The organism is Rhodococcus sp. NPDC059968 (assembly GCF_042738615.1).
Classification (GTDB): domain Bacteria; phylum Actinomycetota; class Actinomycetes; order Mycobacteriales; family Mycobacteriaceae; genus Rhodococcus_F.
On record NZ_JBHWUE010000054.1, the window covers coordinates 47,930 to 72,397 of the forward strand.

24 protein-coding genes and 1 riboswitch are annotated in these 24,468 nt (G+C 67.9%); of the genes, 13 read left to right on the forward strand and 11 right to left on the reverse strand.

What is annotated here, in order from left to right:
- Position 1 precedes the first annotated feature (1 nt).
- Positions 2-1,120 carry a nicotinate-nucleotide--dimethylbenzimidazole phosphoribosyltransferase gene (cobT, locus tag ACFWAY_RS33690; protein WP_378456792.1) on the reverse strand — a complete coding sequence of 373 codons (1,119 nt, stop codon included), beginning with the start codon at positions 1,118-1,120 and terminating at the stop codon, positions 2-4.
- Positions 1,117-1,764: a bifunctional adenosylcobinamide kinase/adenosylcobinamide-phosphate guanylyltransferase gene (cobU, locus tag ACFWAY_RS33695; RefSeq protein WP_378513590.1), complete on the reverse strand. Its 648-nt coding sequence runs from the start codon at positions 1,762-1,764 to the stop codon at positions 1,117-1,119. The genes cobT and cobU overlap by 4 nt, the downstream gene beginning before the upstream one ends.
- Before the next feature lie 100 nt (positions 1,765-1,864).
- Between cobU and ACFWAY_RS33700 the strand changes: the two genes are divergently transcribed.
- Complete coding sequence (locus ACFWAY_RS33700) at positions 1,865-2,080, forward strand: hypothetical protein (protein WP_378456790.1); 216 nt, start codon at positions 1,865-1,867, stop codon at positions 2,078-2,080.
- 3 nt (positions 2,081-2,083) lie between these two features.
- Here the strand turns inward: ACFWAY_RS33700 and ACFWAY_RS33705 are convergent, their stop codons facing one another.
- Positions 2,084-2,740 (reverse strand): DUF3043 domain-containing protein, encoded by a 657-nt coding sequence (locus ACFWAY_RS33705; protein WP_378456789.1) that lies wholly within the window; start codon positions 2,738-2,740, stop codon positions 2,084-2,086.
- Between the two features lie 88 nt (positions 2,741-2,828).
- Here ACFWAY_RS33705 and ACFWAY_RS33710 point away from each other — a divergent pair, with 88 nt between their 5' ends.
- From ACFWAY_RS33710 to ACFWAY_RS33720, 3 genes are all read left to right on the forward strand, one after another.
- Entirely contained in the window at positions 2,829-3,902 is a 1,074-nt protein-coding gene (locus ACFWAY_RS33710) for a glycerate kinase (RefSeq protein ID WP_378513591.1), read from the forward strand.
- Between the two features lie 141 nt (positions 3,903-4,043).
- Positions 4,044-4,394 carry an iron-sulfur cluster assembly accessory protein gene (locus tag ACFWAY_RS33715; protein ID WP_005247725.1) on the forward strand — a complete coding sequence of 117 codons (351 nt, stop codon included), beginning with the start codon at positions 4,044-4,046 and terminating at the stop codon, positions 4,392-4,394.
- Positions 4,395-4,572: 178 nt separating this feature from the next.
- A complete protein-coding gene (locus ACFWAY_RS33720; protein WP_378456787.1) occupies positions 4,573-5,547 on the forward strand; it encodes a carbohydrate kinase family protein in 975 nt (324 codons plus the stop codon).
- A gap of 70 nt (positions 5,548-5,617) precedes the next feature.
- Here the strand turns inward: ACFWAY_RS33720 and asnB are convergent, their stop codons facing one another.
- Positions 5,618-7,543: an asparagine synthase (glutamine-hydrolyzing) gene (asnB, locus tag ACFWAY_RS33725; protein ID WP_378513592.1), complete on the reverse strand. Its 1,926-nt coding sequence runs from the start codon at positions 7,541-7,543 to the stop codon at positions 5,618-5,620.
- Positions 7,544-7,815: 272 nt separating this feature from the next.
- On the opposite strand from asnB, the gene ACFWAY_RS33730 reads away from it, so the two are divergent.
- Positions 7,816-8,883: a cytochrome c oxidase subunit II gene (locus ACFWAY_RS33730; protein WP_016880030.1), complete on the forward strand. Its 1,068-nt coding sequence runs from the start codon at positions 7,816-7,818 to the stop codon at positions 8,881-8,883.
- Between the two features lie 41 nt (positions 8,884-8,924).
- Positions 8,925-9,341 (forward strand): cytochrome c oxidase subunit 4, encoded by a 417-nt coding sequence (locus ACFWAY_RS33735; protein WP_012688105.1) that lies wholly within the window; start codon positions 8,925-8,927, stop codon positions 9,339-9,341.
- Between the two features lie 74 nt (positions 9,342-9,415).
- Here ACFWAY_RS33735 and ACFWAY_RS33740 read toward each other — a convergent pair whose 3' ends face one another.
- Positions 9,416-10,009 carry a TetR/AcrR family transcriptional regulator gene (locus tag ACFWAY_RS33740; RefSeq protein WP_378513593.1) on the reverse strand — a complete coding sequence of 198 codons (594 nt, stop codon included), beginning with the start codon at positions 10,007-10,009 and terminating at the stop codon, positions 9,416-9,418.
- Positions 10,010-10,077: 68 nt separating this feature from the next.
- On the opposite strand from ACFWAY_RS33740, the gene ACFWAY_RS33745 reads away from it, so the two are divergent.
- On the forward strand, positions 10,078-11,028 hold the full coding sequence (locus tag ACFWAY_RS33745; RefSeq protein WP_378513594.1) for a DMT family transporter: 951 nt from the start codon (positions 10,078-10,080) through the stop codon (positions 11,026-11,028).
- Between the two features lie 2 nt (positions 11,029-11,030).
- Here ACFWAY_RS33745 and ACFWAY_RS33750 read toward each other — a convergent pair whose 3' ends face one another.
- The 4 genes from ACFWAY_RS33750 to ACFWAY_RS33765 form a co-directional block, all read right to left on the reverse strand.
- Complete coding sequence (locus ACFWAY_RS33750) at positions 11,031-12,680, reverse strand: cytochrome bc complex cytochrome b subunit (protein ID WP_378456848.1); 1,650 nt, start codon at positions 12,678-12,680, stop codon at positions 11,031-11,033.
- Positions 12,681-12,709: 29 nt separating this feature from the next.
- Positions 12,710-13,852 carry a ubiquinol-cytochrome c reductase iron-sulfur subunit gene (locus ACFWAY_RS33755; RefSeq protein ID WP_378456783.1) on the reverse strand — a complete coding sequence of 381 codons (1,143 nt, stop codon included), beginning with the start codon at positions 13,850-13,852 and terminating at the stop codon, positions 12,710-12,712.
- A complete protein-coding gene (locus tag ACFWAY_RS33760; protein ID WP_378456782.1) occupies positions 13,849-14,700 on the reverse strand; it encodes a c-type cytochrome in 852 nt (283 codons plus the stop codon). Before ACFWAY_RS33760 ends, ACFWAY_RS33755 begins: the two co-directional genes overlap by 4 nt.
- Before the next feature lie 64 nt (positions 14,701-14,764).
- The gene (locus tag ACFWAY_RS33765; protein ID WP_073365890.1) at positions 14,765-15,376 is read right to left on the reverse strand and encodes a heme-copper oxidase subunit III; all 612 of its coding nucleotides are present in this window, start codon (positions 15,374-15,376) and stop codon (positions 14,765-14,767) included.
- 127 nt (positions 15,377-15,503) lie between these two features.
- On the opposite strand from ACFWAY_RS33765, the gene ACFWAY_RS33770 reads away from it, so the two are divergent.
- Together ACFWAY_RS33770 and trpD are read left to right on the forward strand one after the other, a co-directional pair.
- Positions 15,504-15,974, forward strand: coding sequence for a hypothetical protein (locus ACFWAY_RS33770; protein ID WP_378513595.1), 471 nt, complete (start codon positions 15,504-15,506; stop codon positions 15,972-15,974).
- A 43-nt stretch (positions 15,975-16,017) separates the two neighbouring features.
- Positions 16,018-17,106: an anthranilate phosphoribosyltransferase gene (gene trpD, locus ACFWAY_RS33775; RefSeq protein ID WP_378513596.1), complete on the forward strand. Its 1,089-nt coding sequence runs from the start codon at positions 16,018-16,020 to the stop codon at positions 17,104-17,106.
- 8 nt (positions 17,107-17,114) lie between these two features.
- On the opposite strand, the gene ACFWAY_RS33780 is transcribed toward trpD, so the two are convergent.
- Both ACFWAY_RS33780 and ACFWAY_RS33785 read right to left on the reverse strand, forming a co-directional pair.
- Entirely contained in the window at positions 17,115-17,390 is a 276-nt protein-coding gene (locus ACFWAY_RS33780; protein WP_005247708.1) for an Lrp/AsnC family transcriptional regulator, read from the reverse strand.
- Positions 17,387-19,153 carry a DEDD exonuclease domain-containing protein gene (locus ACFWAY_RS33785; RefSeq protein ID WP_378513597.1) on the reverse strand — a complete coding sequence of 589 codons (1,767 nt, stop codon included), beginning with the start codon at positions 19,151-19,153 and terminating at the stop codon, positions 17,387-17,389. Before ACFWAY_RS33785 ends, ACFWAY_RS33780 begins: the two co-directional genes overlap by 4 nt.
- A gap of 457 nt (positions 19,154-19,610) precedes the next feature.
- A riboswitch (cyclic di-AMP (ydaO/yuaA leader) is annotated at positions 19,611-19,775 on the forward strand.
- Positions 19,776-19,789: 14 nt separating this feature from the next.
- Here ACFWAY_RS33785 and ACFWAY_RS33790 point away from each other — a divergent pair.
- The 4 genes from ACFWAY_RS33790 to ACFWAY_RS33805 all read left to right on the forward strand — a co-directional run bounded on the left by ACFWAY_RS33790 (position 19,790) and on the right by ACFWAY_RS33805 (position 24,346).
- The gene (locus ACFWAY_RS33790; protein ID WP_378452590.1) at positions 19,790-20,335 is read left to right on the forward strand and encodes an NlpC/P60 family protein; all 546 of its coding nucleotides are present in this window, start codon (positions 19,790-19,792) and stop codon (positions 20,333-20,335) included.
- 379 nt (positions 20,336-20,714) lie between these two features.
- Entirely contained in the window at positions 20,715-21,767 is a 1,053-nt protein-coding gene (locus ACFWAY_RS33795) for an NlpC/P60 family protein (RefSeq protein WP_378452589.1), read from the forward strand.
- Between the two features lie 49 nt (positions 21,768-21,816).
- Positions 21,817-23,175 (forward strand): hypothetical protein, encoded by a 1,359-nt coding sequence (locus ACFWAY_RS33800; protein ID WP_378513598.1) that lies wholly within the window; start codon positions 21,817-21,819, stop codon positions 23,173-23,175.
- A gap of 43 nt (positions 23,176-23,218) precedes the next feature.
- Positions 23,219-24,346, forward strand: a complete 1,128-nt coding sequence (locus tag ACFWAY_RS33805; RefSeq protein WP_378513599.1) for a glycosyltransferase family 4 protein — start codon at positions 23,219-23,221, stop codon at positions 24,344-24,346.
- The last annotated feature ends 122 nt before the right edge of the window (positions 24,347-24,468 follow it).

A 24,468-nucleotide genomic window follows, 5' to 3' on the forward strand; every position in this document is an offset into this window, starting at 1 on the left:
GTCAGCCCGCGGTATCGGCGGCGGAGCCGGTCTCGGTGCCCTCGCCGTCCTCGGCGTCGCGGGTGCTGACTCCGGCCTCCGCGAACGTCGCCATCTCCGCGAGCGTCGCGACGGCGCCCTGCAGGATCGGCAGCGCGGTGACGGCGCCGGACCCCTCGCCGAGCCGCATGTCGAGTTCGAGGAGGGGGTCGAGCTGCAGGTGCTTCAGCGCGATCGTGTGGGCCGGTTCGGTGGAACGGTGGCCGGCCAGCCACCACGCGCGGGCGCCGTGCGCGAGTTCCTCCGCGACCATCGCGGCCGCGGTCACGACGACGCCGTCGAGGATCACCGGGGTCTTGCGGGCGGAGGCCTGGGCGAGGAAGCCGGCCATCGCGGCGAGGTCGGCGCCCGACACCGTACGCAGGAGCGCCACCGTGTCCCGGACCACCGGCCGGGCGCGGCGCATCGCGTCGCGGATCGCCGCCGTCTTCCGGATCCAGCCGGCGTCGTCGACACCCGTGCCCCGGCCGACCGCCGCCACCGGTTCGGTGTCCGTCAGTGCGGCAATGAGAACGGTGGCCGGCGTGGTGTTGCCGATTCCCATGTCGCCGGCGATCAACAGGTCTGCGCCGGAATCGATTTCGGAGTCGGCGATCGATCGCCCGGCCTCGATGGCCTTTAATGTCTCCTCGTGTGTGAGCGCGTCCTCGCGGTCGATCGCCCCCGACGAGCGGCGAATCTTGAACGCGGACACCGACGGATCCGTGTCGCCGTCCACGGACAGGTCGACGACGCGCACGCTGGCGCCGGCCCGGTTCGCGAGAGCGTTGACGGCTGCCCCGCCGCCGACGAAGTTGGCGACCATCTGGGCCGTCACCTCGGGCGGATACGCCGAGACGCCGGTTCGTGCCACTCCGTGGTCGCCGGCGAACACCACCACCCGCGCGCGCTCGAAGGGGACGGGCGGGCAGACGCCCTGGCAGGCCGCGGCCCAGCATGCGAGCGTCTCGAGACGTCCGAGCGATCCGGCCGGTTTGGTGAGCTGCAACTGACGGGCCTCGGCCTGTGCGCGCACCCCTTCGTCGGGTGGGGTGACGGGTTCGAACCGACCGGGGTCGGTGCTCACGGACTCGCTGGTCACGCTTGGCCTCTCGTTCGAGTGGACACTTCTGCCCCCCACGACTCACGTGCGGGATCATCTTTCAGGGTCATGGTCAGCCCGGCGACGACGAGGACGACGCGATCGCAGACCTGGGCGAGCCGCGCGTTGAGGGCGCCGATCTCGTCGCGGAACAGGCGACCGGACCGGGTCTCGGGGATGACGCCGAGACCCACCTCGGGAGTCACCAGCACGAGCGCGCCGCGGTAGTCGCGGACGCTCGCGACGAGTTCGTCGGCGCGGGGGGTGATGGTGCCCCGCGGCGATTCCCAGGCTGCGGCGCCGTCGAGTTCGACGGTGAGCCAGGTGCCGAGATCGTCGACGAGGGTGGCCGCCGCTTCGGTGGGGGTCCGCAGGTGGTCGGCGAGGTCGAGCCGGTGCGCGGTTTCCACGGTGAGCCAGCTGCCGGGACGCCGATCGCGGTGCTGTGCGATGCGGTGTTCCCAGTCGTGGTCGTCGGGGTCGCGGTGGCTGGTGGCGACGTAGCGCACCCGGCCGGTCCCGGCCAGGGCCTGGGTCAGTTCCTCGGCGTGAGCGGATTTTCCGGAGCGTGCACCGCCGAGCACCAATGTTCGCGAAGTCTCATTCGGACGGCTCGGAGGGTCCGGGGAATCGGCGGTGGGCACGGAGGGAAACGCTACCAACCCACCGGAGTGGCAGTATTTTGACGAAGAACGTCAATTCCGCCACTGTTGGCGGGAAGTGAATGGGCGGAAAATTTCAGCCATGACCGAATTCCTCGTCCTCGTTGCACTTCTCCTCGTGCTGCATGCGGCCGTGATGTACGCGGGCCGGCACCTGGGTCCACTCCATCCGCGGCTGCGGAAAAGCTACCGCGACAACTTCTTCCGACCGGCCGATCCCATGACCGACCTGTCGTACGACCGTGACGCCGAGCTGGGGCGACTGCTCGCCGAGACGCACCGCGCGCCCCACAACTGACCGTCAGATGGCATCGCCGGGGCGCACCCGCGGCTTGGGGGCCCGCAGCTTGCGGATCTGCGATGCACGCACGAACGCGTACCACCCGAGCTTGAAGCCGCCGTCCGGGGTGTCCGGGAAGCGCTCCCGCACCTGATTGTTGATCTTGCGGCCCAGCCAGATGCCCTCCATGGCCATGAACATCATCATGATGAGCATGGCGAGGGTCACGATGGCCTGCAGCGCCGGGCTGACGAACATCGCCATGATGAGAACCAGGGCCAGCGGCATGAACAGGCCGACCAGGTTGCGCCGGGCGTCGACGATGTCCCGGACGTACGCGCGGACCGGACCCTTGTCGCGGGGGAGGAGATACTTGTCCTCGCCCGCGAGCATGCGGGCGCGTCGCTCACCGGCGGTGGCGCGCCGCTCCGCCGCGGCGGCCTTGCGCTCTTCCTTGCTGCCGCGGGTGGCCTTCTTGCGGGCGCGTGCCTCTTTCGCAGTCAGGGGCGCGGGCGCGATCGGTCCGCGTCGCTTCGACTCGGCGTCGCGTCGCTTGGGCGTCGGGCGGCCCTTGCCCGCCTGTTCGGCGGACTCCGCCTCCGGGGCCGTGGACGACTCGGCGACCTCGACGTCCCGCTTGTCTGAATTGTCCGAATCACCGCGGCGTAGCAATTTCACCCTTCCAGAGTATGGGAAGACGCCACCGGGAGGAAAACCGCCCTCACATCGAAATGCCGGGTCGCGCCCGTCGCCATACACTTCGCCGATGCGAGTGATGATCGCACCGGACTCCTTCGGTGAAACGCTGACCGCCGTCGAGGCGACCGCCGCGATCGCGGCGGGATGGTCGGCCGTGCGTCCGGACGACCAGCTCATCGAGGCGCCGCAGTCCGACGGCGGCCCCGGATTCGTCGACGTGGTCGCGGCCGCGGGCGGCACCGTCCGGACCGCGGTCGTGGAAGGGCCCCTCGGCGCCGACGTCACGGCACGCTGGCTGCTCGACGGCACCGACGCCTACCTCGAATCCGCCCAGGCCTGCGGACTCGGACTGCTGGGCGGACCGCCGACGCCCCGCACCGCCCGCGACGCGCACAGCCGGGGTGTCGGCCAACTCGTAGTGGCCGCCCTCGACGCCGGAGCGCGCAAGATCGTCGTCGGTCTCGGCGGCAGCAGCTGCACCGACGGCGGCCGCGGCCTCGTCGAAGCCCTCGCGCAGGGCTTCGGGAGCGCGGACGCCGCCGTCGCCCGCCTGCGCTCGGTGGAACTGGTGGCCGCGTCCGACGTCGAGCATCCGTTGCTCGGCGAGCACGGCGCCGCCCGCGTGTTCGGACCGCAGAAAGGTGCCGACCCCGACACCGTCGCATTCCTCGAGCACCGGAACGCCGCGTGGGCGGGGCAACTGCAGCGGGTGACGGCCCGGGAGGTCGCCGCCGAGGCCGGAGCCGGTGCCGCCGGTGGCATCGGCGCCGCGCTGCTCGCCCTCGGCGCGACCCGCGAATCCGGTGCTCACGTGGTCGCTCAGCGCACCCGGCAGGACCGGCAACTCGCCTCCGCCCAGCTCGTGATCACCGGGGAAGGCCGCCTCGACCAGCAGTCGCTGCGCGGGAAACTCGTGATCGCGCTCGCCGCTGCCGCCCGCCGGCGGTCGATCGCGACGCTCGTTCTGGCCGGGCAGGTCCTGCTCGACACCGCGGACCTCGACGGCGCGGGCATCGACGACGCACTTTCCCTGGTGGACCACGCGGGGTCGGTCGAACTCGCGATGTCGGACGCATACGCGCAGCTCAGAGACCTTGCTGCCGCCGCAGCCCGCGGGTGGGACGGTGCGGCCGCAGGGTAGTAACCCGAATCCGCGACGTCGGATACCATGGACGTGGATCGATCTGCGGACGCTGCCGCAGGGAATGGAACCCGGGAATAAGTCGGGCGCGGAGTACCGTTGAAGCGTTCACGGGTTTGTTACGAACTACAGGGAGAGCCCATGACTGTGCAGAACGAGACCGCCGTCCACGGCGTCAAGATGACCGAAGCCGCGTCCGCCAAGGCGAAGGCGCTGCTCGATCAGGAGGGTCGTGACGACCTCGCACTGCGTATCGCCGTGCAACCCGGCGGCTGCGCAGGACTGCGGTACCAGCTGTTCTTCGACGACCGGAACCTGGACGGCGACCTGATCGTGGACTTCGGTGGCGTCGCCCTCGCGGTGGACCGGATGAGCGCGCCGTACGTCGAGGGTGCCTCGATCGACTTCGTCGACACCATCGAGAAGCAGGGTTTCACCATCGACAACCCCAACGCGACCGGTTCGTGCGCCTGCGGCGACTCCTTCAACTGAGTCCCGGGCCGAAGTACAACTGAATCGACAAGTCTGACGCGGCGCCGACCGGCTGCCGCGTCAGACTTTTTTCGTGCCCGATCTCCATGTACCCGGGCCCCGTGCTGCCGACCGATCATGGTGGTACTCCGGGGTACGGTGAGAAATCCCGACCGAACTCATCGAAAGGCATCCGCCCGTGACAATTGCGGTAACCGGTTCCATCGCCACCGACCACCTGATGCGGTTTCCGGGCCGGTTCGCCGAGCAACTGCTCGCCGATCAGCTCAGCCACATCTCGTTGAGCTTCCTGGTCGACGACCTCGTAGTCCGGCGCGGGGGAGTGGGCGGCAACATCGCCTACGCCATGGGCGTCCTCGGTGGATCTCCGCTGCTGGTCGGGGCTGTCGGAGCCGACTTCGCGGACTACCGTCAGTGGCTCGAGAGCAACGGCGTCGACTGCACCGCCGTCCGGATCTCGACCACCGCACACACCGCGCGTTTCGTGTGCACCACCGACGAGGACATGGCGCAGATCGCGTCGTTCTACCCCGGTGCGATGAGTGAGGCCCGCGAAATCCAGCTGTCGGGTATCGCGCAGGACGCCGAACCGCTCGAACTGGTCCTCATCGGCGCCAACGACCCCGAGGCGATGATCCGCCACACCGAGGAATGCCGCCGGCAGGACATCCCGTTCGCCGCCGACCCGTCGCAGCAGCTCGCCCGACTGAACGGCGAGGAGGCGTCGGCGCTGATCCACGGCGCAAAGTACCTGTTCACGAACGAGTACGAGTGGGGGCTGCTGCAGCAGAAGACCGGACTGTCCGAAGCGGAGATCCGCGCTCAGGTCGGCGTCCGTGTCACGACGCTCGGTTCCAAGGGCGTCGAGATCGTCGACTCCGAGGGCAACTGGACCCGCGTCGCCGTCGTCCCCGAGAAGGCGAAGGTCGACCCGACCGGTGTCGGTGACGGATTCCGGGCCGGATTCCTCCTCGCACACAGCGCAGGCCTGAGTTTCGAGCGCTCCGCACAGCTGGGGTCGCTGGTTGCCGTGCTCGTGCTGGAGACCGTCGGAACTCAGGAATGGACGTTCGACCGCGACGAGGCTGTCAAGCGCCTCGCGGACGCCTACGGCTCCACCGCCGCGGACGAGATCGCTGCCGTTCTGCCGTAGAGGCGGCTCCGCCGCCCGTGCGCCTTTTTGGTAGCTCCAACTACCAGAAAGGCGCACGGGCGCGAAGCGCCTACAGCGAGACCGGGTACGCCGGCTCAGCGATCTCGGGAACGATGCGGTTCTCCACGAAGATGCCGTGCCAGACCATGAAGATCAGCACGGTCCAGAGGCGTCGGCTGTGGTCGGACACGCCGTCCCGGTGGTCGTTGAGCATCTTCGTGATCGCCGCCTTGTCGAGCAGGTGATCGGTGCCCGACGCCGCGATCTGCTCGTGTGCCCAGTCGAACAGTTCGGTGCCGCGCAGCCAGTGCCGCAGCGGCACCGGGAAGCCCAGCTTCGCCCGATGGAGCACGTGCCCGGGCACGATGCCCTCGAGCGCCTGACGCAGCGCGTACTTGGTGGTGCTCTTGGTGATCTTCTGATCCAGCGGCACCTGCGACGCCACCTTGAAGACCTCGGGATCGAGGAACGGCACCCGCAGTTCGAGCGAGTTGGCCATCGTCATCTTGTCGGCCTTGACGAGGATGTCGCCGCGCAACCACGTGAACAGGTCCAGGTGCTGCATCCGGGCCACCGGATCCCACCCCTGCGACTGCGCGTAGATCGGGTCGGTGACGTCGCGGTGCGTCCACTCCGGCCGGAAGTCGCGCAGAACGGCGCGCAACTGTGCGTCGTTGAAGCTGCGCGCGTTGCCGTAGTACCGCTCTTCCAGGGTCAGTGAACCGCGGTTGAGCAGGCTCTTTCCGCGGGTGCCCTCGGGGATGCGCTCGGACAGCTTCCCGGCGGCCCGCCGCAGTCCCTGGGGCAGGTATTCGAAGGGCTTGAGTGAAATCGGCTCCCGGTAGATGGTGTAGCCGCCGAACAGCTCGTCGGCGCCCTCACCGGACAGCACGACCTTGACGTGTTTGCGCGCCTCCTTGGCCACGAACCACAGCGGAACCAGCGCGGGGTCGGCGACCGGGTCGTCGAGGTACCACACGATCTCGGGGATGGCGGCGGCGAACTCGGACGGGCTCACCACCTTCACCACGTGGCGCGCGCCGATCGCTTCGGCGGATTCGGCCGCGACGTCGACCTCGGAATAGCCCTCGCGCTCGAAACCGGTGGTGAACGTGATCAGGTTCGGATTGTGGCGCATCGCGAGCGCCGCGATGGCCGTCGAGTCGATGCCACCCGACAGGAAGGAACCGACCGTGACGTCGGCGCGCATGTGCTTGGCGACCGAATCCTCGAGCGCCTCCGCGATCTCGCGGTACCGGGCCTGCTCGGTGCCCGCGGCAAACGGACGCACCGGGAACGTGGGCGCGAAATAGCGGGTGATCACGGGTTCTTCGCCCGGGCGCACACGCGCGAAGCAGCCGGACTCGAGCCGGCGGATCTGCTTGTGGAGGGTCTCCGGCTCCGGCACATACTGAAGGACGGTGTAGTGCTCGACGGCCCGCGGATCGAGTTCGGTGCCGATGCCGATCAGGCTCGCCAGCTCCAGCAGGCTCTTCTTCTCGCTACCGAAAGCGGTGCCGCCGGTGCCCGTCGCCAGGAAGAGCGGCTTGATGCCGAACGGGTCGCGCGCGATGAACAGTTCCCGCGTCTCGGTGTCCCAGATCGCGAACGCGAACATGCCGCGCAGACGACGGACGGCCTCCTCGCCCCAGTAGTGGAAGGCGGCGACGATGGCCTCGCTGTCGCCCTCTGTGACGAACTGCGCACCGAACTGCTCGGCGAGTTCGGCCCGAACCTCGAGATAGTTGTAGATCTCGCCGTTGAACGTCAGCGCATAGCGTTCCGGATTCTCCGCCGGACCCCACCGCAGGGGCTGGTGGGAGTGTTCGATGTCGATGATCGACAGCCGATTGAACCCGAAGACCAAGTGGTCGTCGTGCCAGGTCCCGTGCTCGTCCGGCCCACGGTGCCGCAGGCAGTGCATCGCCTGGTCGACCTGTGAGACGGCGTTGTCGCTGGTTTCTCCAGAGGTCAGTAGCCCGAGCAGTCCGCACACAGCGTCCGGTACCTCAATTCAGAATCTTGGAAGGCTCCACGATGTGGAGTGGTCAGGGATCTCTGCCGGAAAGTATGCCGCAGATTCCCGGAGCGTCCGGTTCGGGCCGCCGGTGACGGTGCCCCGGCTCGAACAGCGGCGCCGTCGCGGCGCCGGCAGCGACACGTCGCCCGACCCGAGGATGGAGAGCCGCCACCTTTGGTCTACGCTGCGTAGTAATTGGGCCTTCCCATCGGGTGTGCCCTAGTGGAATTTGCGGCGATCAGGAAGGCGTGAACGTGGCGCAAGGTCGGATCCTTCGGCGGGCAGGGTTGGCAGTATCTTTGGGCATTGCTGCCTTGCTGCTGTCGGGTTGTTCAATCGACAACGAGGTGCTTCGTTTCGGGTGGCCTTCGGGCGTAACCCCGCAGGCGCACCGCATGCGTGAACTGTGGACCTGGTCGGTCATCGCCGCCCTCGTCATGGGTGTGCTGGTGTGGGGACTCACCTTCTGGGCGGTGATCTTCCACCGTAAGAAGAAGGACTCACCCGAGTTCCCGCGGCAGACGGCATACAACGTGCCGCTCGAGCTGGCGTACACCGCGGTTCCATTCGTCATCATCGCCGTGCTGTTCTACTTCACGGTGATCGTGCAGAACCATGTCCTCGAGAAGGAGGACAACCCCAACGTGGTGGTGGATGTCACTGCGTACCAGTGGAACTGGAAGTTCGGCTACCGCTCCATCGACCTCGGCGAGGGCGGCGGCAAGTACGACGGCGTCGATCAGGAAGCGCAGGCCGCGGTCGAGTCCGCACCGGCGTCCGAGGCGGAGGCCGAGGGTGAGCACGCCCAGCCCGGCCCCATCCACGGCAAGACCCCCCAGGACCTGTCCTACCTGCACTACGACAAGATCGAGACGATCGGCTCGAGCAACGAGATCCCGATCCTCGTTCTGCCGACCGGCAAGCGGATCCAGTTCGAACTGGCTTCGGCCGATGTCATCCACGCCTTCTGGGTGCCGGAGTTCCTGTTCAAGCGCGACGTGAACCCGAACCCGAAGGAGAACCACTCCGACAACGTCTTCCAGATCAGTGAGATCGAGAAGGAAGGTGCCTTCGTCGGGCGCTGCGCCGAGATGTGCGGCACGTTCCACGCGATGATGAACTTCGAGGTTCGCGCCGTGAGCCCCGACAAGTTCGCGCAGTACATCGAGTTGCGCAAGCCGGCGAGCGAGGGCGGCCGGGATCTGACCACGGCGGAGGCTCTGCAGGCCATCGGCGAGTCCCCGGTCGCGACGTCGACGTCGCCCTTCACCACCGATCGCGGCTACAAGCAGGCGAGCGGTGTCGAAGGTAACTGAACCTGCTGCTGATACCTCACTGACCAAGGACAAGTGCTGATATGAAGATCGAAGCCAAGCTCTTCGAGATCCTGACGGTATTCTTCATTCTCGTCGCGATCGTCTACGGCGTCTTCACCGCCGTTTCACGAACCGGTATCGAGTGGGCGGGTCTGACGGGCATCTGCCTGTCGGCGGGACTGACACTGATCATCGGAACGTACTTCCGGTTCGTCGCCCGTCGCCTCGACACCCGTCCCGAGGACTACGAGGATGCGGAGATCGCCGACGGCGCAGGCGACCTGGGCTTCTTCAGTCCCGGTAGCTACTGGCCGATCCTGCTCGCCGCTGCCGCCGCATTCGTCGCAGTCTCGATGGCCTTCTTCCAGCCGTGGATGATCGTGGTCGCCGTGGTTGCGGTGCTCGCGGCCGCTGCAGGTCTCGTCTTCGAGTACTACGTCGGGCCCGAGAAGCACTAGTTCCACCCACAGTCAGACGGCGGAGGCGCCGAATTCCACCCGGGATTCGGCGCCTCCGTTTCGTGGTCGTCCGCCTAGTCGACAGGGCCCGCCGCTGCGGCGAGGAGTGCCGCCGCCTGATCGGATGCGAGTCGAACCGCCTCGGGGAACACCTGCAACCCGTGCGAGACCAGGGCCCCTTCGTGGAGCAGCATGATCGTGCGTGCGAGTGTCTCCGGGTCGCGAACCGACGCGTCCCGGCACACACCGGTGAACAGGTCGAGCATCCACCGTTTCTGGCCGATGATGACGGCATACGCCGGATGTGACGGGTCGCTGATCTCTGCGTGCGCGTTGACCATGCTGCACCCCTTCGCGCTGTTCTCCGCGGCCCACTCCCGGGACGCGTCGAAGATCGCCGTCAGGCGCCGTCCGGGGGAGTCGCCGGCGACGTCGAGGTGGTCTGCGAGAAACGCCCGCCACCGCTCGTCCCGGTCGGCGAGGTACTCGACCACGATCTGTTCCTTCGAACCGAAACGGTCGTAGAGCGTCTTCTTCGTGACGCCGGCCTCGGCGGCGATGAGATCCACACCGACCGCGTGAATTCCCCGCTCGTAGAAGAGGCGGCCTGCCGCGTCCAGCGCTCGTCTCGCGCCCGGTGTCAGCGCGACGCGTCGCAGAGAATCCATGACAAAAGTATACAGATCGGTATAAGTTAGGTGGTATACCGATCTGTTTACTTGGGTGGTGGTCAGTCGTGAATGCGCTTCTCGCCGTGATGTTCGTCCTGTGCTGGAGCTCCGGCTTCATCGGGGCCAAACTCGGTGCCGGTGATGCAGACCCTCTGACGGTACTGACCTGGCGGTTCCTGCCACTCGCCGCCGCCCTCGTCCTGGGAGCAGCGCTGTTCGGACGCGCCCGGTGGCGGGGACTCGGGTCCCGTGCGCTCGGACGTCAGGTGATCGTCGGCGCGCTGTCGCAGACCGGATATCTGCTGACCGTCTACCAGGCGATCGGACTCGGCGTCTCGACCGGCACCACCGCGCTGATCGACGGCACCCAGCCCCTGGTCGTCGCAGTGCTGGCCGGCCCACTGCTGGGCCAGTACGTCGCGCCCCGGCAGTGGTGGGGGCTGCTGCTCGGACTGGCAGGGGTCGTGATCGTCACCGCCGGCGACGCCACCGCTGCGTCCGGTGTGTCCTGGTGGGCGTATCTCGTGCCGTTCGCCGGAATGCTGTCGTTGGTGGCCGCGACCTTCCTGGAGAGTCGCGCACCGACCGACACCGACCCCGTCGTGGCCATGACCGTGCACTGCGCGACCAGTGCCGCGCTCTTCACCGCACTCGCCGCATGCGCCGGACAGGTGCCTCCGCCGACGACGGCGTCGTTCTGGGGGTCGGTGGCCTGGCTGATCGCCCTGTCCACGTTCGGCGGCTACGGCCTGTACTGGCTCGTGCTGCGTCGGAGTGGAGTCACCCGGGTCAATGCCCTGATGTTCCTGATGGCACCGGTGACGGCTGTCTGGGGGGCCGTGATATTCGGCGAGCCGTTCGGAATCCTCACCGCGCTCGGACTTCTTCTGGGACTCGGGGCGGTCGCGCTCATGTTCCGTACACAGCCGCGGGGGAGGGGAGCGGGCACGGCGCCCACAGACGAGCAGAGCCCCGAACCGGAAGTGGTTCGGGGCCCTGCTCAATTGCGGAGGTGAGGCTAGTGGGCCTCGCCGTTGCCGGACGATCCGTTGCCGGAAGTCGACGAACCGTTGCCGTGGGCGCGGTCCTGGTACTCCCGCAGCATCGTGAGCTGCTCGTGCTCGCCGTGGTGCAGGGCGTGCTCGAGAGCCACGCTCTCCTCGACCGGGTCGGCCGTGACGAGGCTGCCGGAACCGGGCTTGCCGGCGGATCCGAGCTTGTTCATCTTCTTCGGGACGGTCGCACCCTGGTACTCGAGCGGGATCGGGTGACCGTGATCGTCGACCGGGCCGAGCGGCTGGTGGATCTCGATGTACTGACCGTTCGGCATCCGCTTGATGATGCCGGTCTCGATGCCGTGGTCGAGGACCTCACGGTCGCTGCGCTGGAGACCCAGGCAGAACCGGTAGGCCACGAAGAAGGCGATCGGAGGCAGCAACACCATGCCGATGCGGCCGATCCACGTCATCGCGTTCAGCGAGATGCTCAGGTGGTACGCGATGATGTCGTTGATGCAGGAGATCGTCAGGACGGCGTAGAACGCAATCGCCATCGCACCGATCGCGGTACGCACCGGAACGTCACGCGGACGCTGCAGCAGGTTGTGGTGAGCGTCGTCCTTGGTCAGACGCTTCTCGATCCACGGGTAGGCGATCAGCACCGTGAACACCAGACCCATGATCAACGCAACAGCGAACACCGACGGAATGGTGTATCGGTCGAACAGGTAGATGTCCCATGCCGGCCACAGACGGGCCAGGCCGTCCGTCCACATCATGTAGATGTCGGGCTGCGAACCTGCCGACACCTGCGACGGGTTGTAGGGGCCGATGGTCCAGACCGGGTTGATCTGCAGCACGCCACCCATCACGGCGAGTACACCGAACGTGATCGCGAAGAACGCACCCGACTTGACGGCGAACACCGGGAGGATGCGCACACCCACGACGTTGTTCTCCGTGCGGCCGGGGCCGGGGAACTGCGTGTGCTTCTGGTACCAGACGAGCGCGAGGTGACCGGCGATCAGGGCGAGGATGATGCCCGGGAACAGCAGGACGTGCGCGACGTACAGGCGGGGGATGATCAGGTCGCCGGGGAAGTCGCCGCCGAAGATCAGCCAGTGCATCCAGGTGCCTGCGATCGGGATGCTCAGCGTGATGCCGGAGAACGCGGCGCGCAGGCCCGTGCCGGACAGCAGGTCGTCGGGGATCGTGTAGCCGAAGAATCCCTCGAACATCGCCAGGATCAGCAGCAGGCAGCCGATGACCCAGTTGGCCTCGCGCGGACGCCGGAAGGCGCCGGTGAAGAAGATGCGCAGCAGGTGCACGACGATCGACGCCGCGAACATCAGCGCAGCCCAGTGGTGGATCTGCCGGACGAACAGGCCGCCGCGGACCTCGAACGAGATGTTCAGCGTGGTCTCGTACGCGCGGGACATCGTGACGCCGCGCAGCGGCTCGTACGCACCGTTGTAGACGACGTGCGCCATCGACGGGTCGAAGAACAGGGTCAGGTAGACACCGGAGATCAGCAGGATGATGAAGCTGTACAGCGCGATCTCGCCGAGCAGGAACGACCAGTGGGTGGGGAAGACCTTGTTGATCTGCCGCCGCATTCCCGCTGCGAGGTGGTAGCGCGAATCCATCGCCTCGGCCTGGCCGGTGGCCATCGCGCTCAGTCTGGACGGTTTGTTGTCGGTCACGGTCGACGCTCCCAAAATGCCGGGCCGAGAGCTTCGATGTAGTCACCCGTTGTGACTAGGAAACCCTCTTCGTTCACTGTAATAGGCAACTGCGGAAGTGCACGAGCGGCCGGACCGAAAATCGGCTTTCCGTAGGTCAGCGCATCGAACTGCGACTGGTGGCACGGGCAGAGGATTCGGTTGGTCTGCTGTTCGTACAGGGAGGTGGGGCAGCCGAGGTGGGTGCAGATCTTCGAGAAGGCGAAGTAGTCGCCGTAGTTGAAGCTCTCCTGGCCTTTGCGCTTGGTGACCCGTGCCGCGTCCTCCGTGCGGAGGCGGATGAGCATGGTCGCGTTGCGGATGCCGCGCAGTGCCTCGAGCAGCGCGTCGTGATCGCCGCGGTCGGACTCGCGGAACGGGAACACCGTTTCCATGGCGCCGGCGTCCAGGTCTTCCGGGCGGACCAGGACGACGTCCTCGGGGCGACCGGTGTCGCGGCGCAGGTAGATGGTTTCGCCCGCGTAGCGGGGGGTCCATCCCGAGACCCACAGCGGGGAGTCGTCGCGTTTGGCCCACGGGTTCTTGATCAGACCACCGAGGGGCATGACGGACATGATGCCGAGGGCACCGCCGCCGAAGATGAGGGTGCGCTTGAGGAGCTTGCGGCGTCCCAGCGTCGAGGTGTCGAACGAGTCACCGAGTTCCGCGACGATCGTCTTGCGATCGACCTCGGACGATCCACCGTCGTGGCGGTCCTGGATGGACACCTCTTCGGGGATGAACTTCTTGGTGAACTGCACCGCTCCGACACCGAGGCCGAGGATGGCCAGACCCATGGTGAGGCCGATCAGCGGCGTGTACAGGCTGTAGGCCGAGTAGTGCTCCTCGCCGGAGCCGGCGTACTCCCAGGGCCAGAAGAGGTAGATCGCGATGAACGCGATCGCGGAGACGCCGGAGAGGGCGAACCAGAAGGCGACCGACCGCTCGGCGCGCTTCTCGGCCTTCGTCCCCGGAACCGCCCACCGGTGTCGGCGGAACGCGACATCGACGTGGTCGAGGTTGGTGCCGAGCTCGACGAGTTCGTCGCGGCTCAGGTTCTCGAGTTCTGCATCCGTGTACTTCTTTGGCGTGGCGCCGCCCGGCTGGCCAGCGTCGCTCATGACCTTGCTCCGATCCACAGTGCTGCACCGACGACAGCGATGATTCCGATGACCCACATGGCCAAGCCCTCGGAGGCGGGACCGATGCCGCCGAGTCCGTAGCCACCGGGCTGCTTCGTCTCGCCTGCCGACTTGATGTAGGCGATGACGTCCTTCTTTTCCTCGAGGGTCAGCTGACGGTCCGAGAACTTGGGCATGTTCTGCGGGCCGGTGACCATCGCGGTGTAGATCTGCTGCTCGCTGGCCGGGTCGAGGACCGGCGCGTACTTGCCGGACGAGAGCGCACCGCCGCGCCCGGTGAAGTTGTGGCAGGACGCGCAGTTGAGGCGGAACAGCTCGCTGCCGCGTCCGATGTCGCCGCCGCGCAGGGACGACTGGGCGACCTCGCCGTTTTCGTCACGGATGACCGTGGGGCCGCCACCGTTGGCCTGGACGTACGCGCCGATGGCGTCCGTCTGCTCGGCGTCGAACTTGAGGGGCTTGCGCTCGATCTGGGCCTCGTTGCGCGATGCCGGCATACGTCCCGACGACACCTGGAAGTACACGGCGGCTTCGCCGACACCGATGAGGCTCGGGCCGCGGTCCTGCACACCCTGCAGGTTCGCGCCGTGGCACGTGATGCACGAGGTATCGTACAACTGCTGGCCTTCGCGGATCAGTGCTGCCTGATCATCGGTGGCGGTCGCCACCTGCGGGGTCGGTGTCAACGCGGACGCGAGGAAACCGGCGCTGACCAGTCCCATCATCAGGACCAGGGCGCCCGTGACGCGCCTGCGGAGCTTCCGCTGGCGGCGTGCCTTGGCGGTAGACGCTGTGGTGTCGGATGCGGGAGGGGGGGATGAACTCATCTGTATCCCTTTGGTATGTCGGGACGGACTGGACGTCAGGGGGCTGCCTGGGGCGTTCAGCTGATCAACGGATGAAATAGATCGTGGCAAACAGGGCGATCCACACGATGTCGACGAAGTGCCAGTAGTACGAGACGACGATGGCGGCGGTGGCCTGTGCGGGCGTGAACTTGCTGACCTTGGTGCGGGCGATCAGGAAGACGAACGCGATGAGGCCGCCGATCACGTGCATACCGTGGAAGCCGGTGGTCATGTAGAAGACAGAGCCGTACACGCTGCTCGAGATGGTCGTGCCTTCTTCGACCAGGTGGATGTACTCGTATCCCTGCCCGAGGACGAAGAAGGTGCCCATCGCCAAGGTCAGGAGGTACCACCGGCGCAGGCCGAAGACGTCGCCGCGCTCGGCCGCGAACACACCCATCTGGCAGGTGAACGACGAGGCGATCAGCACCAGCGTCACCGGTACCGCGAGGAACAGATTCAGCTCGGTCGGCTCCGGCGGCCAGTTTCCATTCGCCTGCGCTCGCGCCACGAAGTACATGGCGAAGAGCCCTGCGAAGAACATGAGCTCACTTGACAACCACACGATGGTGCCAACGCTGACCATGTTAGGTCGGTTCAGCGAGTGCACGCGTTGGGTGATTGCTGATCCTGAAGTCCCTACTGCGCTCGTCACAGACAGAAGTATGACGCTTCGTCGTAAGAGACGACTACCCGGGTCCACCCTCGACGCGGCGACGCGCCCCGCTTGTCCGATTCTCCCTGCTGACAGCCCTGGTGGCGGACCGTGAAAGGGTGGAGACATGCGCTCTCGTGACAACAGTACGGGGTGGCTGCGGAGGCTGTTCGGCAGTCGGCAACCGGCCCCTCTCGATCAGGATCGGCCCGACCTCGTGGTCGTCGCCTCGAGCTTCGACGACGTGGAGGCGTGCTCGACCGCGCTCGACCGCGCCGCCGCCGAGGATCCGCGGTGGGATGCCGACGCGGAAGCGGTGCTGCGGCACCATCTGCGGCTGCCCGCGTCGTCGGTGGCCGATGCCCTGTCGATCGCCGCTCAGGACGGCTACCGACCGCAGGATCCGGACGGGCCGGCATCCCCGGCCGAGGACGGTGCGACGGTCGGACTCGTGTTACAGCGTGTCCAGATCCTCGATGCGCTGCACTGTTCCCAGGAACGGTCGAGAATGGCCGGGCTGGCGCAGCGGCTCGGTGGCTCGGTCGACGGCTGGGACGCGACGCAACCGGCGCGCGAGTCCGTTCCGCCCGGTGACTAGGCTGCCAGGACCGGATCCGCCACTAGTGCAAGGGGACACGACGATGCAGAGCCCGACTGCTCAGGGGACGAACGACGGTGTGCGGCCGGCACGCACGTGGCCGTCGGTCCTCGGCACGCTCACCGACGGACGTGACCTCTCGGTGGACGAGGCGAAATGGGCGATGGACGAGATCATGTCCGACAATGCCACGTCCGCGCAGATCGCGGCGTTCGGTGTCGCCCTGAAGATGAAGGGCGAGACACCGGAGGAGTTGCGCGGACTGGCGGACTCGATGCTCGGGCACGCGCGCAAGGTCCCCGTCGACGACGACGTCGTCGACATCGTCGGAACCGGTGGTGACCGATCCAACACCGTGAACATCTCCACGATGGCGTCACTCGTGGTCGCGGCGACCGGCATTCGCGTCGTCAAGCACGGAAACCGGGCGGCGTCGTCCAAGAGCGGTGGGGCGGACGTTCTCGAGGCACTCGGGGTGAAGATCAATCTCGGTCCCGACGAGGTGGCGCGCTGCGTCCGGGAGGTCGGCATCGGCTTCTGCTTCGCGCCGGTGTTCCATCCCGCCTTGCGGTTCGCGGGCGCGCCGCGCAAGGAGATCGGCATCCCGACCGTCTTCAACGTGCTCGGACCGCTCACCAATCCGGCTCGTCCGCGGGCCGGCCTCATCGGCTGTGCGTTCCCGGGCCTGATCTCGGTGGTGGCCGGTGTGCTCGCGCAGCGCGGCAACTCGGCGCTGGTGGTGCGGGGCGACGACGGCCTGGACGAGTTGACGACGTCGACCACGTCGACCGTGCACGTCGTAGCGGACGGGGCGGTGACCACCCGTCGACTCGACCCTCGCGACATCGGGATCGCGCGGGTGTCGCTCGACGAACTGCGCGGCGGCGACGCCGACGTGAACGCGGCGGTGGCGCGGCGACTCCTCGCCGGTGAGACCGGACCGGTACGCGACGCGGTTCTGCTCAACGCCGCGGCGGCGATCGCGGCGTTCCGGGGACTCGGCGGCCGCACGCTCGAAGACGCGCTGTCGGACGGATTCTCGACGGCGGCGCAGTCGATCGACAATGGAGCGGCCGCGACGCTGCTCGCGCGGTGGGCGGAACTCACGTCGGGTCTGGCCACCAGCAAATAGCCGGCGAGCTATTCGCCGATCGAGAAACCCGCTTCGACGTCGGCGCTGGAATAGGACTGGAACGCGATGTGCGTCGCCGTCCGGGAGACGCCGTCCACCTTGTTGATTCCCTCGGTGACGACCTCCGCGATCTTCGCGTGGTCCCGGACCCGCACGATCGCGATCAGGTCGACGTCGCCTGCGCAGGAATAGACCTTGTCGACGCCCTCGATGTCGGCGACGGCCTGAGCGGTCTCCGGGATGCGGTGGGCTTCGGCGTGGATCAGGACGATGGCGTTGATCATGATCGCCAGCCTAAGCGGTGGTCGGCGGAACCCGGCGCGGGTGGTCGGGTCTCTGCGTCCCGTGTCGACGCGCTCCCCGCTCGCGCAAGTGCGCACCACTCGGACCAGGATCCGGCGCCCCGTGCGGGCTCGCACCAGCCCGAGGAGGCGCTGACGATGCGGATGTCCTCCTGGTCGAGCCAGCGCGCCAGCAGTCCGGCCTCCTCGGGGGACGCGCCGCGAAGGGGAGTTGCGTCGGGAACGACGGTTTCGGCGGTGAGGACGAGCGCATCGACCACCGGCATCGGATGGATTCCGCGCCGGGCGCAACCCGCGGACGCGAGTCGCCCGGAACGGATCACCGCGAACTCCCAGCCGCCGGTCGGGGCCGGGCGAGCGGCCACGAGCTGATCGAGGGCGGTGAGGGCGGCCAGGCGCTGCATCCTGCGTAACGCGAGCACGACCTCCGCTGTGCGATCACGCAGGCGTGCGGCGTTCTCGAACAACTCGCCGGCGGCCAGCTCCTCCACCCGTGAACGCATGCGGCGCAGCGGAGCGTCGTCCAGGCCGCGCAGGAACTGGCGGAAGAGCTCCGGCCCGGGACGGTAAGCCCCCTCCGTGTCGCGGCCGTGGAGGGACGCCGGGCAGCGTCCGAGCTCGCGGGGCGGGCACTGCGCACCGTGCTCCCTTCCCTTCGGGATGCGGCTCGTGCAGGTGCGGAGAATGCAGTACTCGGCGAGGACGTCGGCGACGTCGACGGCGGTCGAGCGGGACCGGAACGGACCGAGCGAGTCGGCGGTCGGGGTCCGCACCACCGACAGCCGGGGGAAGGCCTCCGCGGTGAGCGTGATCCACCAGCCGCGTTTCGGGTACTTGGACCTCCGGTTGTACGGCGGCGTGTGGGCGGCGAGCAGCCGGAGCTCGCGCACGCCGGCCTCGAGCGCGTGCGCGCACTCGACGTGGTCGATCCGGGTGGTCAACGCCACCATTTCCTTCATCCGGCCACGCGTCTCGGAGCCGGTGAAGTAGTTGCGCACCCGCCGGCGCAGATCGGTCGCCGTGCCCACGTAGAGGACCTCGTCGGACGGTCCGCGGAACAGGTAGACGCCGGGAGCGTGGGGGAGATGGCCGGCGAGCGCGCGTTTCGCCCGCTGGTGGGAAGAGACGTCGGGAAGGTAGTCGACGAGCTCGGTGAGACTGTGCACTCCCTGATTGCCGACTCTCGCGATGAGGGCGTGCAGGACGTCGACGGTGGCACGGGCGTCGTCGAGTGCCCGGTGGGTCGGAGTGGTGCCGACGTCGAACAGCCGGGCCAGCGACGACAGCTTGACCGACGGCGCTTCGTCGCGGCTGAGGACGCGCCGGGCCAGTTTGACGGTGCAGAGCACGGTGAACTTGGGCCAGGGGGTGTCGGTGGCGGACGCCGCGGCCTTGAGGAAGCCCGTGTCGAACGGGGCGTTGTGCGCGACCAGCACCGCCCCGCGTGCGAACTCCAGGAACGCCGGCAGCACTCGCTCGATCCGCGGGGCATCGATCACCATGGCGGTGGTGATGCCCGTGATCTCGACGATGTGCGGCGGGATGGACCGTCCCGGGTCGACGAGAGTGGCCATTTCGGCGATCACCTCGCCGCCGCGGATCTTCACGGCACCGATCTCGGTGATGGCGTCCTCGCCCGGCCGCGCGCCGGTGGTCTCGAGATCGACCACCACGAACGTGGTGTCCCGCAGTGGGGTGTCGAGCTCGTCGAATCTCAGCTGTTCGGGCACACCGGGGACACTCACGGCTCAGAGCGTATGGACGGGCACCGACAGAACCGCCCGGGGAGGCCGGAGAGACGAGGATCACACTGTCGCTCGCGGGCGGCGGTCGCGGGGGGTGTGAGGGTCGGGCACGCGACCGTGAACGAGGGGTTCGTGCGGGGCGGGGACCGGTGTCGGCGGGTCCGGCGCGTGCCACTGGTTCGGTCCGCGGCACCCCCGTTGAACAGCAGGAACGCGGTGCGAGAAGAAATCGGGGAGTTGCGAGGCTTCGCGAAATGCCCACTCCCGCTGTCGAAAAGAGATCGGAAACAAACCGCCTGTTATCCAGTTGTTACCGAATGCGGGTATCGCGCGCCCGGAAGCCCGGAATCGGCCCAAACGGACACTTTCCGCGTGTTCCGGTCGACATCGGGGTATTCCATTTCGTAACCTTCCTGAGACCTAGCGGAGTCTCGCAGCCCCAACACCGGGGCAGCATCGCTAGTCACCGCCTAATCGGCCACTCGCGAGAGCGGTCGTACCGGGAACCCAAGTTTCTACTGGGGTGAATCCCGCCGGGACGTCCTCACGCACCGGTGGGTAGGGCTGATCTTCCCAGCCCGAACCCGTCAGCTAACTCGGTCGGCGGATGAATGGAAGAAACGGAGTACCCCTTTCGTGGCGTCACAAGTTTCCAAGCGGAATGTGCGACGGGCAGTCGTCGCCGGCGCGCTCGCACTCGGAGCGCTCACCGCTACCGCGGCCCCCGCGGCCGCAGATCCCGTCACCATCCCCGGAGTCGGAACCTTCGAGATCCCGGGTGTCGTCATCCCGCAGATCCCCGGTGTCCCGAACCTGCCCGCGCCCCCGGCGCCCGCCAGCAGTGCAGGTGACAAGGCCGTTCAGGCCGCTCAGACCAAGCTCGGCTCGCCGTACGTCTACGGCGCCGCCGGCCCCAACTCGTTCGACTGCTCCGGTCTGGTGCAGTGGGCGTTCAAGCAGGCCGGACTGAACCTGCCGCGCACCAGCTACGCGCAGGCGGCGGCAGGCACGCCCGTGTCGCAGTCCGATCTCCGCCCCGGCGACGTGATCTCCTTCTACGGCGGATCGCACTCGGGCATCTACGCCGGCAACGGCAACGTGATCCACGCCTCCACCGAGGGTCAGCCCGTCAAGTTGGCGCCCATCGCGTCCATGCCTTTCGACGGCGCACGCCGCTACTGATCCACGCACGAGGCGAGGCATCCACCGAGTCGAGGGCGGGGATGCACGGGGTAGCTTCGTAGGATCTCGCACGACCACCGAGGGTGGGTTCGAATTCCGATTCGAACCCACCCTCGATGTCGTTGCGCCCCAGGCAGACAGCGTGTCGTTCACCCGCCGGGTGGTCCCCGCCACCCCGTTCGTGACATGGGTGGACACCAACGTATGCCATTCCGTAACCTATCCGAGACCTTGCGAAGTCTTGTCGCGCCAACCGGGCGGCAACGCGGGGTCACCACCTCTTCGGCACTCCACGGTCGCATCGGCCGAGGAAATCCCTGAGCCGCACCGGACACCCGACTCGGCTGGTGGAGATCGACGATCGGAGAACCGCATTTCCGTGGCCTCACACAAGATGAAGCGCTCCCTGGGCAGCGTGCTGACAGCCGGCGTGCTGTCGGTGGCGCTCGTGTCGCTGCCGGCGATCCAGGCGGGTGCAGACCCGGTCACCACCAACCCGACCGATGCGCTGACGAAGCTCGGTGACCTGTCCCGGCAGTCCGAGCAGACGTCGGAGGCACTCCACAACGCGCAGATCGATCTCGAGACCAAGCAGTCGGCGCAACGCGACGCCGACGCCACGCTCGCGGCAGACCAGGGTGTGCTCGACGCCGCCAACGCGCGCGTCGCCGTCTTCGAGCCCGTGGTGAACAAGCTCGCCACCGCCAACTACCAGGGCGCACGGACCAATCGCCTGTTCGCCGTGATGGTGAGCGATTCGCCGCAGCAACTCCTGGACCAGATGTCCGCTCTGGACGCCATCTCCAACGACACCGCCAACCAGGTCGCGCAATTCCAGTCGGCAACGTCGGAAGCCACGAAGGCGGCCGAGGCGTCGAAGCAGTCCGCTGATTCCGCGCGGTCCGCGACCGAGCAGGCCAAAGCGGTGAGCGACGATCTGCAACGCAAACAGAGCGACCTGCAGGCGCAGATCGCCGACGTGATCAAGGCATTCGGAGATCTCACCGGCGCCGAACGCGACCAACTGGCGGGGACGCCCTTCCCGCCCGGCTTCGACCCGAACACGATCCTTGCGCATCTCACCCCCGGCTCGGGTACGAGCGCGCTGCAGGCAGGCATGACCCGCATCGGCGACCCGTACGTGTGGGGCGCCACCGGTCCGGACGAATTCGACTGCTCGGGACTCGTCGTGTGGGCGTACAAGCAGATCGGCAAGACGCTGCCGAGGTCCAGTCAGGCGCAGGCCAGCGGCGGCACCCCGGTGTCCCGCGACGCCCTGCAGCCCGGTGACGTCGTCCTCTTCTACAACGACGCGTCCCACGTCGGTCTGTACGCCGGAAACGGCAACATTCTCCACGCCTCGACGTTCGGTGTTCCGGTGAAGATCGAGTCGATGGCGAAGTTCCCCTTCTACGGGGCGCGCCGCTACTGACGGCGACCGTCCGACGGCGGCGCCCGGGCGTGCTCATACACTCACCGGCGTGCCCGCTTCAGACCCGTCTCCCGCAACGGATCCGACCTCGCGCCGTCAGGCGCGCCCGTGGGAGCTGGCCGCACTGGCCGGACTCGTCCTCGCCGTGGTCGTCGTACTCGCACTGACCGGGTTCTCCCGGACCGAGCGGGGCGCCGACGGAGCCGTCGGCACCGCGCAGGCCGACGCCGAGGCGCGGGCGGCAGCCGTCCAGACGCTCCTCGACACCTGGGCGTCGGCCGTTCGGGCGAACGACGCGGCCCAGCTGTCCGGCCTGATGGATCAGGCGGCGGCACCGGGATTCCTGGCCGCCGAGATGCGGCGGGCGGGCAACGTTGCCGGTGTGGAGTTCTCGGACTGGGGCTACGAGATCGCCGACGGCGCAGAGACGGCGGTGCCGTCGAGTCTCGTCGACGCGCTCGGGGCCGACGAGGTGTGGGCGCCCGCCGTTCAGCTCCGCTACGCGATCGCGGACGAGAGTCCCACCCGCAAGCCGGTGGCTCTCGTCGTCGCCCGGCGCGGCGACCGCTGGGCACTGGTCAGCGACAACGCCACCGTGGACGGCGAGCGACGGACCTGGCGCGGACCGTGGGATTTCGGACCCGTCGTGTCGCGCCGCGTCGACACCGGTGACGGGACATCGGTGGTGCTCGGACATCCCGAGAACGCCACCATGGTCGACCGGCTGGCGGACGAAATCCCCGCCGCCGTCGTCAACGCCACCCAGCTGTGGGGTTCGGACTGGGCGGGCCGCGCGCTCGTGTGGGTCGCGGGATCGCAGGACGAGTTCACGGCGCTCGTCGGCCCGAATCACGACGGACGCGACATCGCCGCTGTCGCCATCTCGGACGCCGTCGACCCCGAGGCCGCCACGGTCACCGGGCAGCGGATCGTGTTCAGCCCGGCGTCGGCGGACCGGCTGACCGAGGTCACCCGGCGGGCGATCCTGCGGCACGAGCTGATCCACGTGGCGGCGCGCGCCGAGACGGTGGACCGCTCACCGATGTGGGTGCTGGAGGGCTACGCGGAGTACGCGGCCTACCGGGGTACCGGCGAGGCCGGACGGCAGATCGCGCCGGCACTGACCGCGCAGGTGGGCGCCGAGGGTCCGCCGACCGAGTTCCCCGAGGACACCGACTTCTCCGGATACGGCGAACGCGGCTCGGTCGCCTACGAGACTGCGTGGTCGATCAACGCGTTCGTCGCGGAGCAGTACGGCGAATCGAGGCTGACGGAGCTGTACCGGACGCTGGCCGTGGGGGACGCAGACCCGGAGACGGTCGACGGACGGCTGTCCGACGTTCTCGGCGTCGATGCTGATCAGTTCCGGGACCGCTGGACCGACTGGGTGGGCGCTCACCTGGGATGACCCTGCGTCGGTTGCCGCACGGCCCACCGCCTACGGTGATCACATGCGCCGAACCCTGTTGGTGACGAACGATTTTCCGCCGCGACCAGGCGGAATTCAGTCGTACCTGCACACCTTCGCCAAGCACCTGCCCGCCGACGACCTGGTCGTCTACGCTCCGCGCTGGCGCGGCGACTCGCACATCAAGTTCGATGCGCGGCAACCATTTCAGGTCGTCCGGCACCCCACCACCTTGATGGTGCCCACACCGTTCGTCGCGCGCCGCGCCGCCAAGTTACTCGCCGAACACGACTGTACGGGCGTCTGGTTCGGCGCAGCCGCCCCGCTCGCGCTGCTGAGTTCGACGCTGCGCCGCGCCGGGGCGGAACGAGTGGTCGCGAGTACCCACGGGCACGAGGTCGGCTGGTCGATGCTCCCCGCCGCCCGCCAGGCCCTCGGACGGATCGGCGACCGGACCGACGTCGTCACGTATGTCAGCCGGTACACGAGGGGCCGATTCGCGTCCGCGTTCGGCGCGAGTGCCGCGCTCGAACACCTGCCGCCCGGAGTCGACACCGACCTGTTCACCCCGGACAGCGGGGCGCGGGCCGAACTGCGGTCGCGCTACGGGCTGGGGGAGCGGCCGACGGTCCTGTGCCTGTCCCGTCTCGTGCCGCGCAAGGGCCAGGACATCCTCATCAAGGCGCTCCCGGGCATCCGCGAGCACATCGACGGTGCCGTGCTCGTGATCGTCGGCGGCGGACCCTACGAGGACCGACTGCGCGCGCTCGCGCGCTCGGTGGGGGTGGAGGACCACGTCGTGTTCACCGGCACGGTGCCGTCCGCGGAGCTGGCGGCCCACCACACGATCGCCGACGTGTTCGCGATGCCGTGCCGCACGAGGGGCGCGGGACTGGACGTCGAGGGACTCGGCATCGTCTTCCTCGAGGCGTCGGCCACCGGTGTGCCGGTCATCGCAGGACAGTCCGGTGGCGCCCCGGAAACGGTGCGGCAGAACGAAACCGGGATGGTCGTGGACGGCACGTCGGTGGCCGAGGTGGCGCGTTCGGTGATCTCGGTGCTGTCGGATCGCGACCGCGCGGCCGCGATGGGTGCGGCCGGCCGCAGATGGGTCAAGACGGAATGGCGATGGGACGTGCTCGCCGCCAAGCTCCAGGCGCTGCTTGCGTGACCGCCCGTGAGTACTTCTTAACCGGGGGGGGGCTGTTGCGAAATCCCGGGGCGGCGTGTCCGCGTGTCACCATGCCCTGACCTGGGATTTCCTGGATAATGTGTTGGTGGCCAAGGGATATC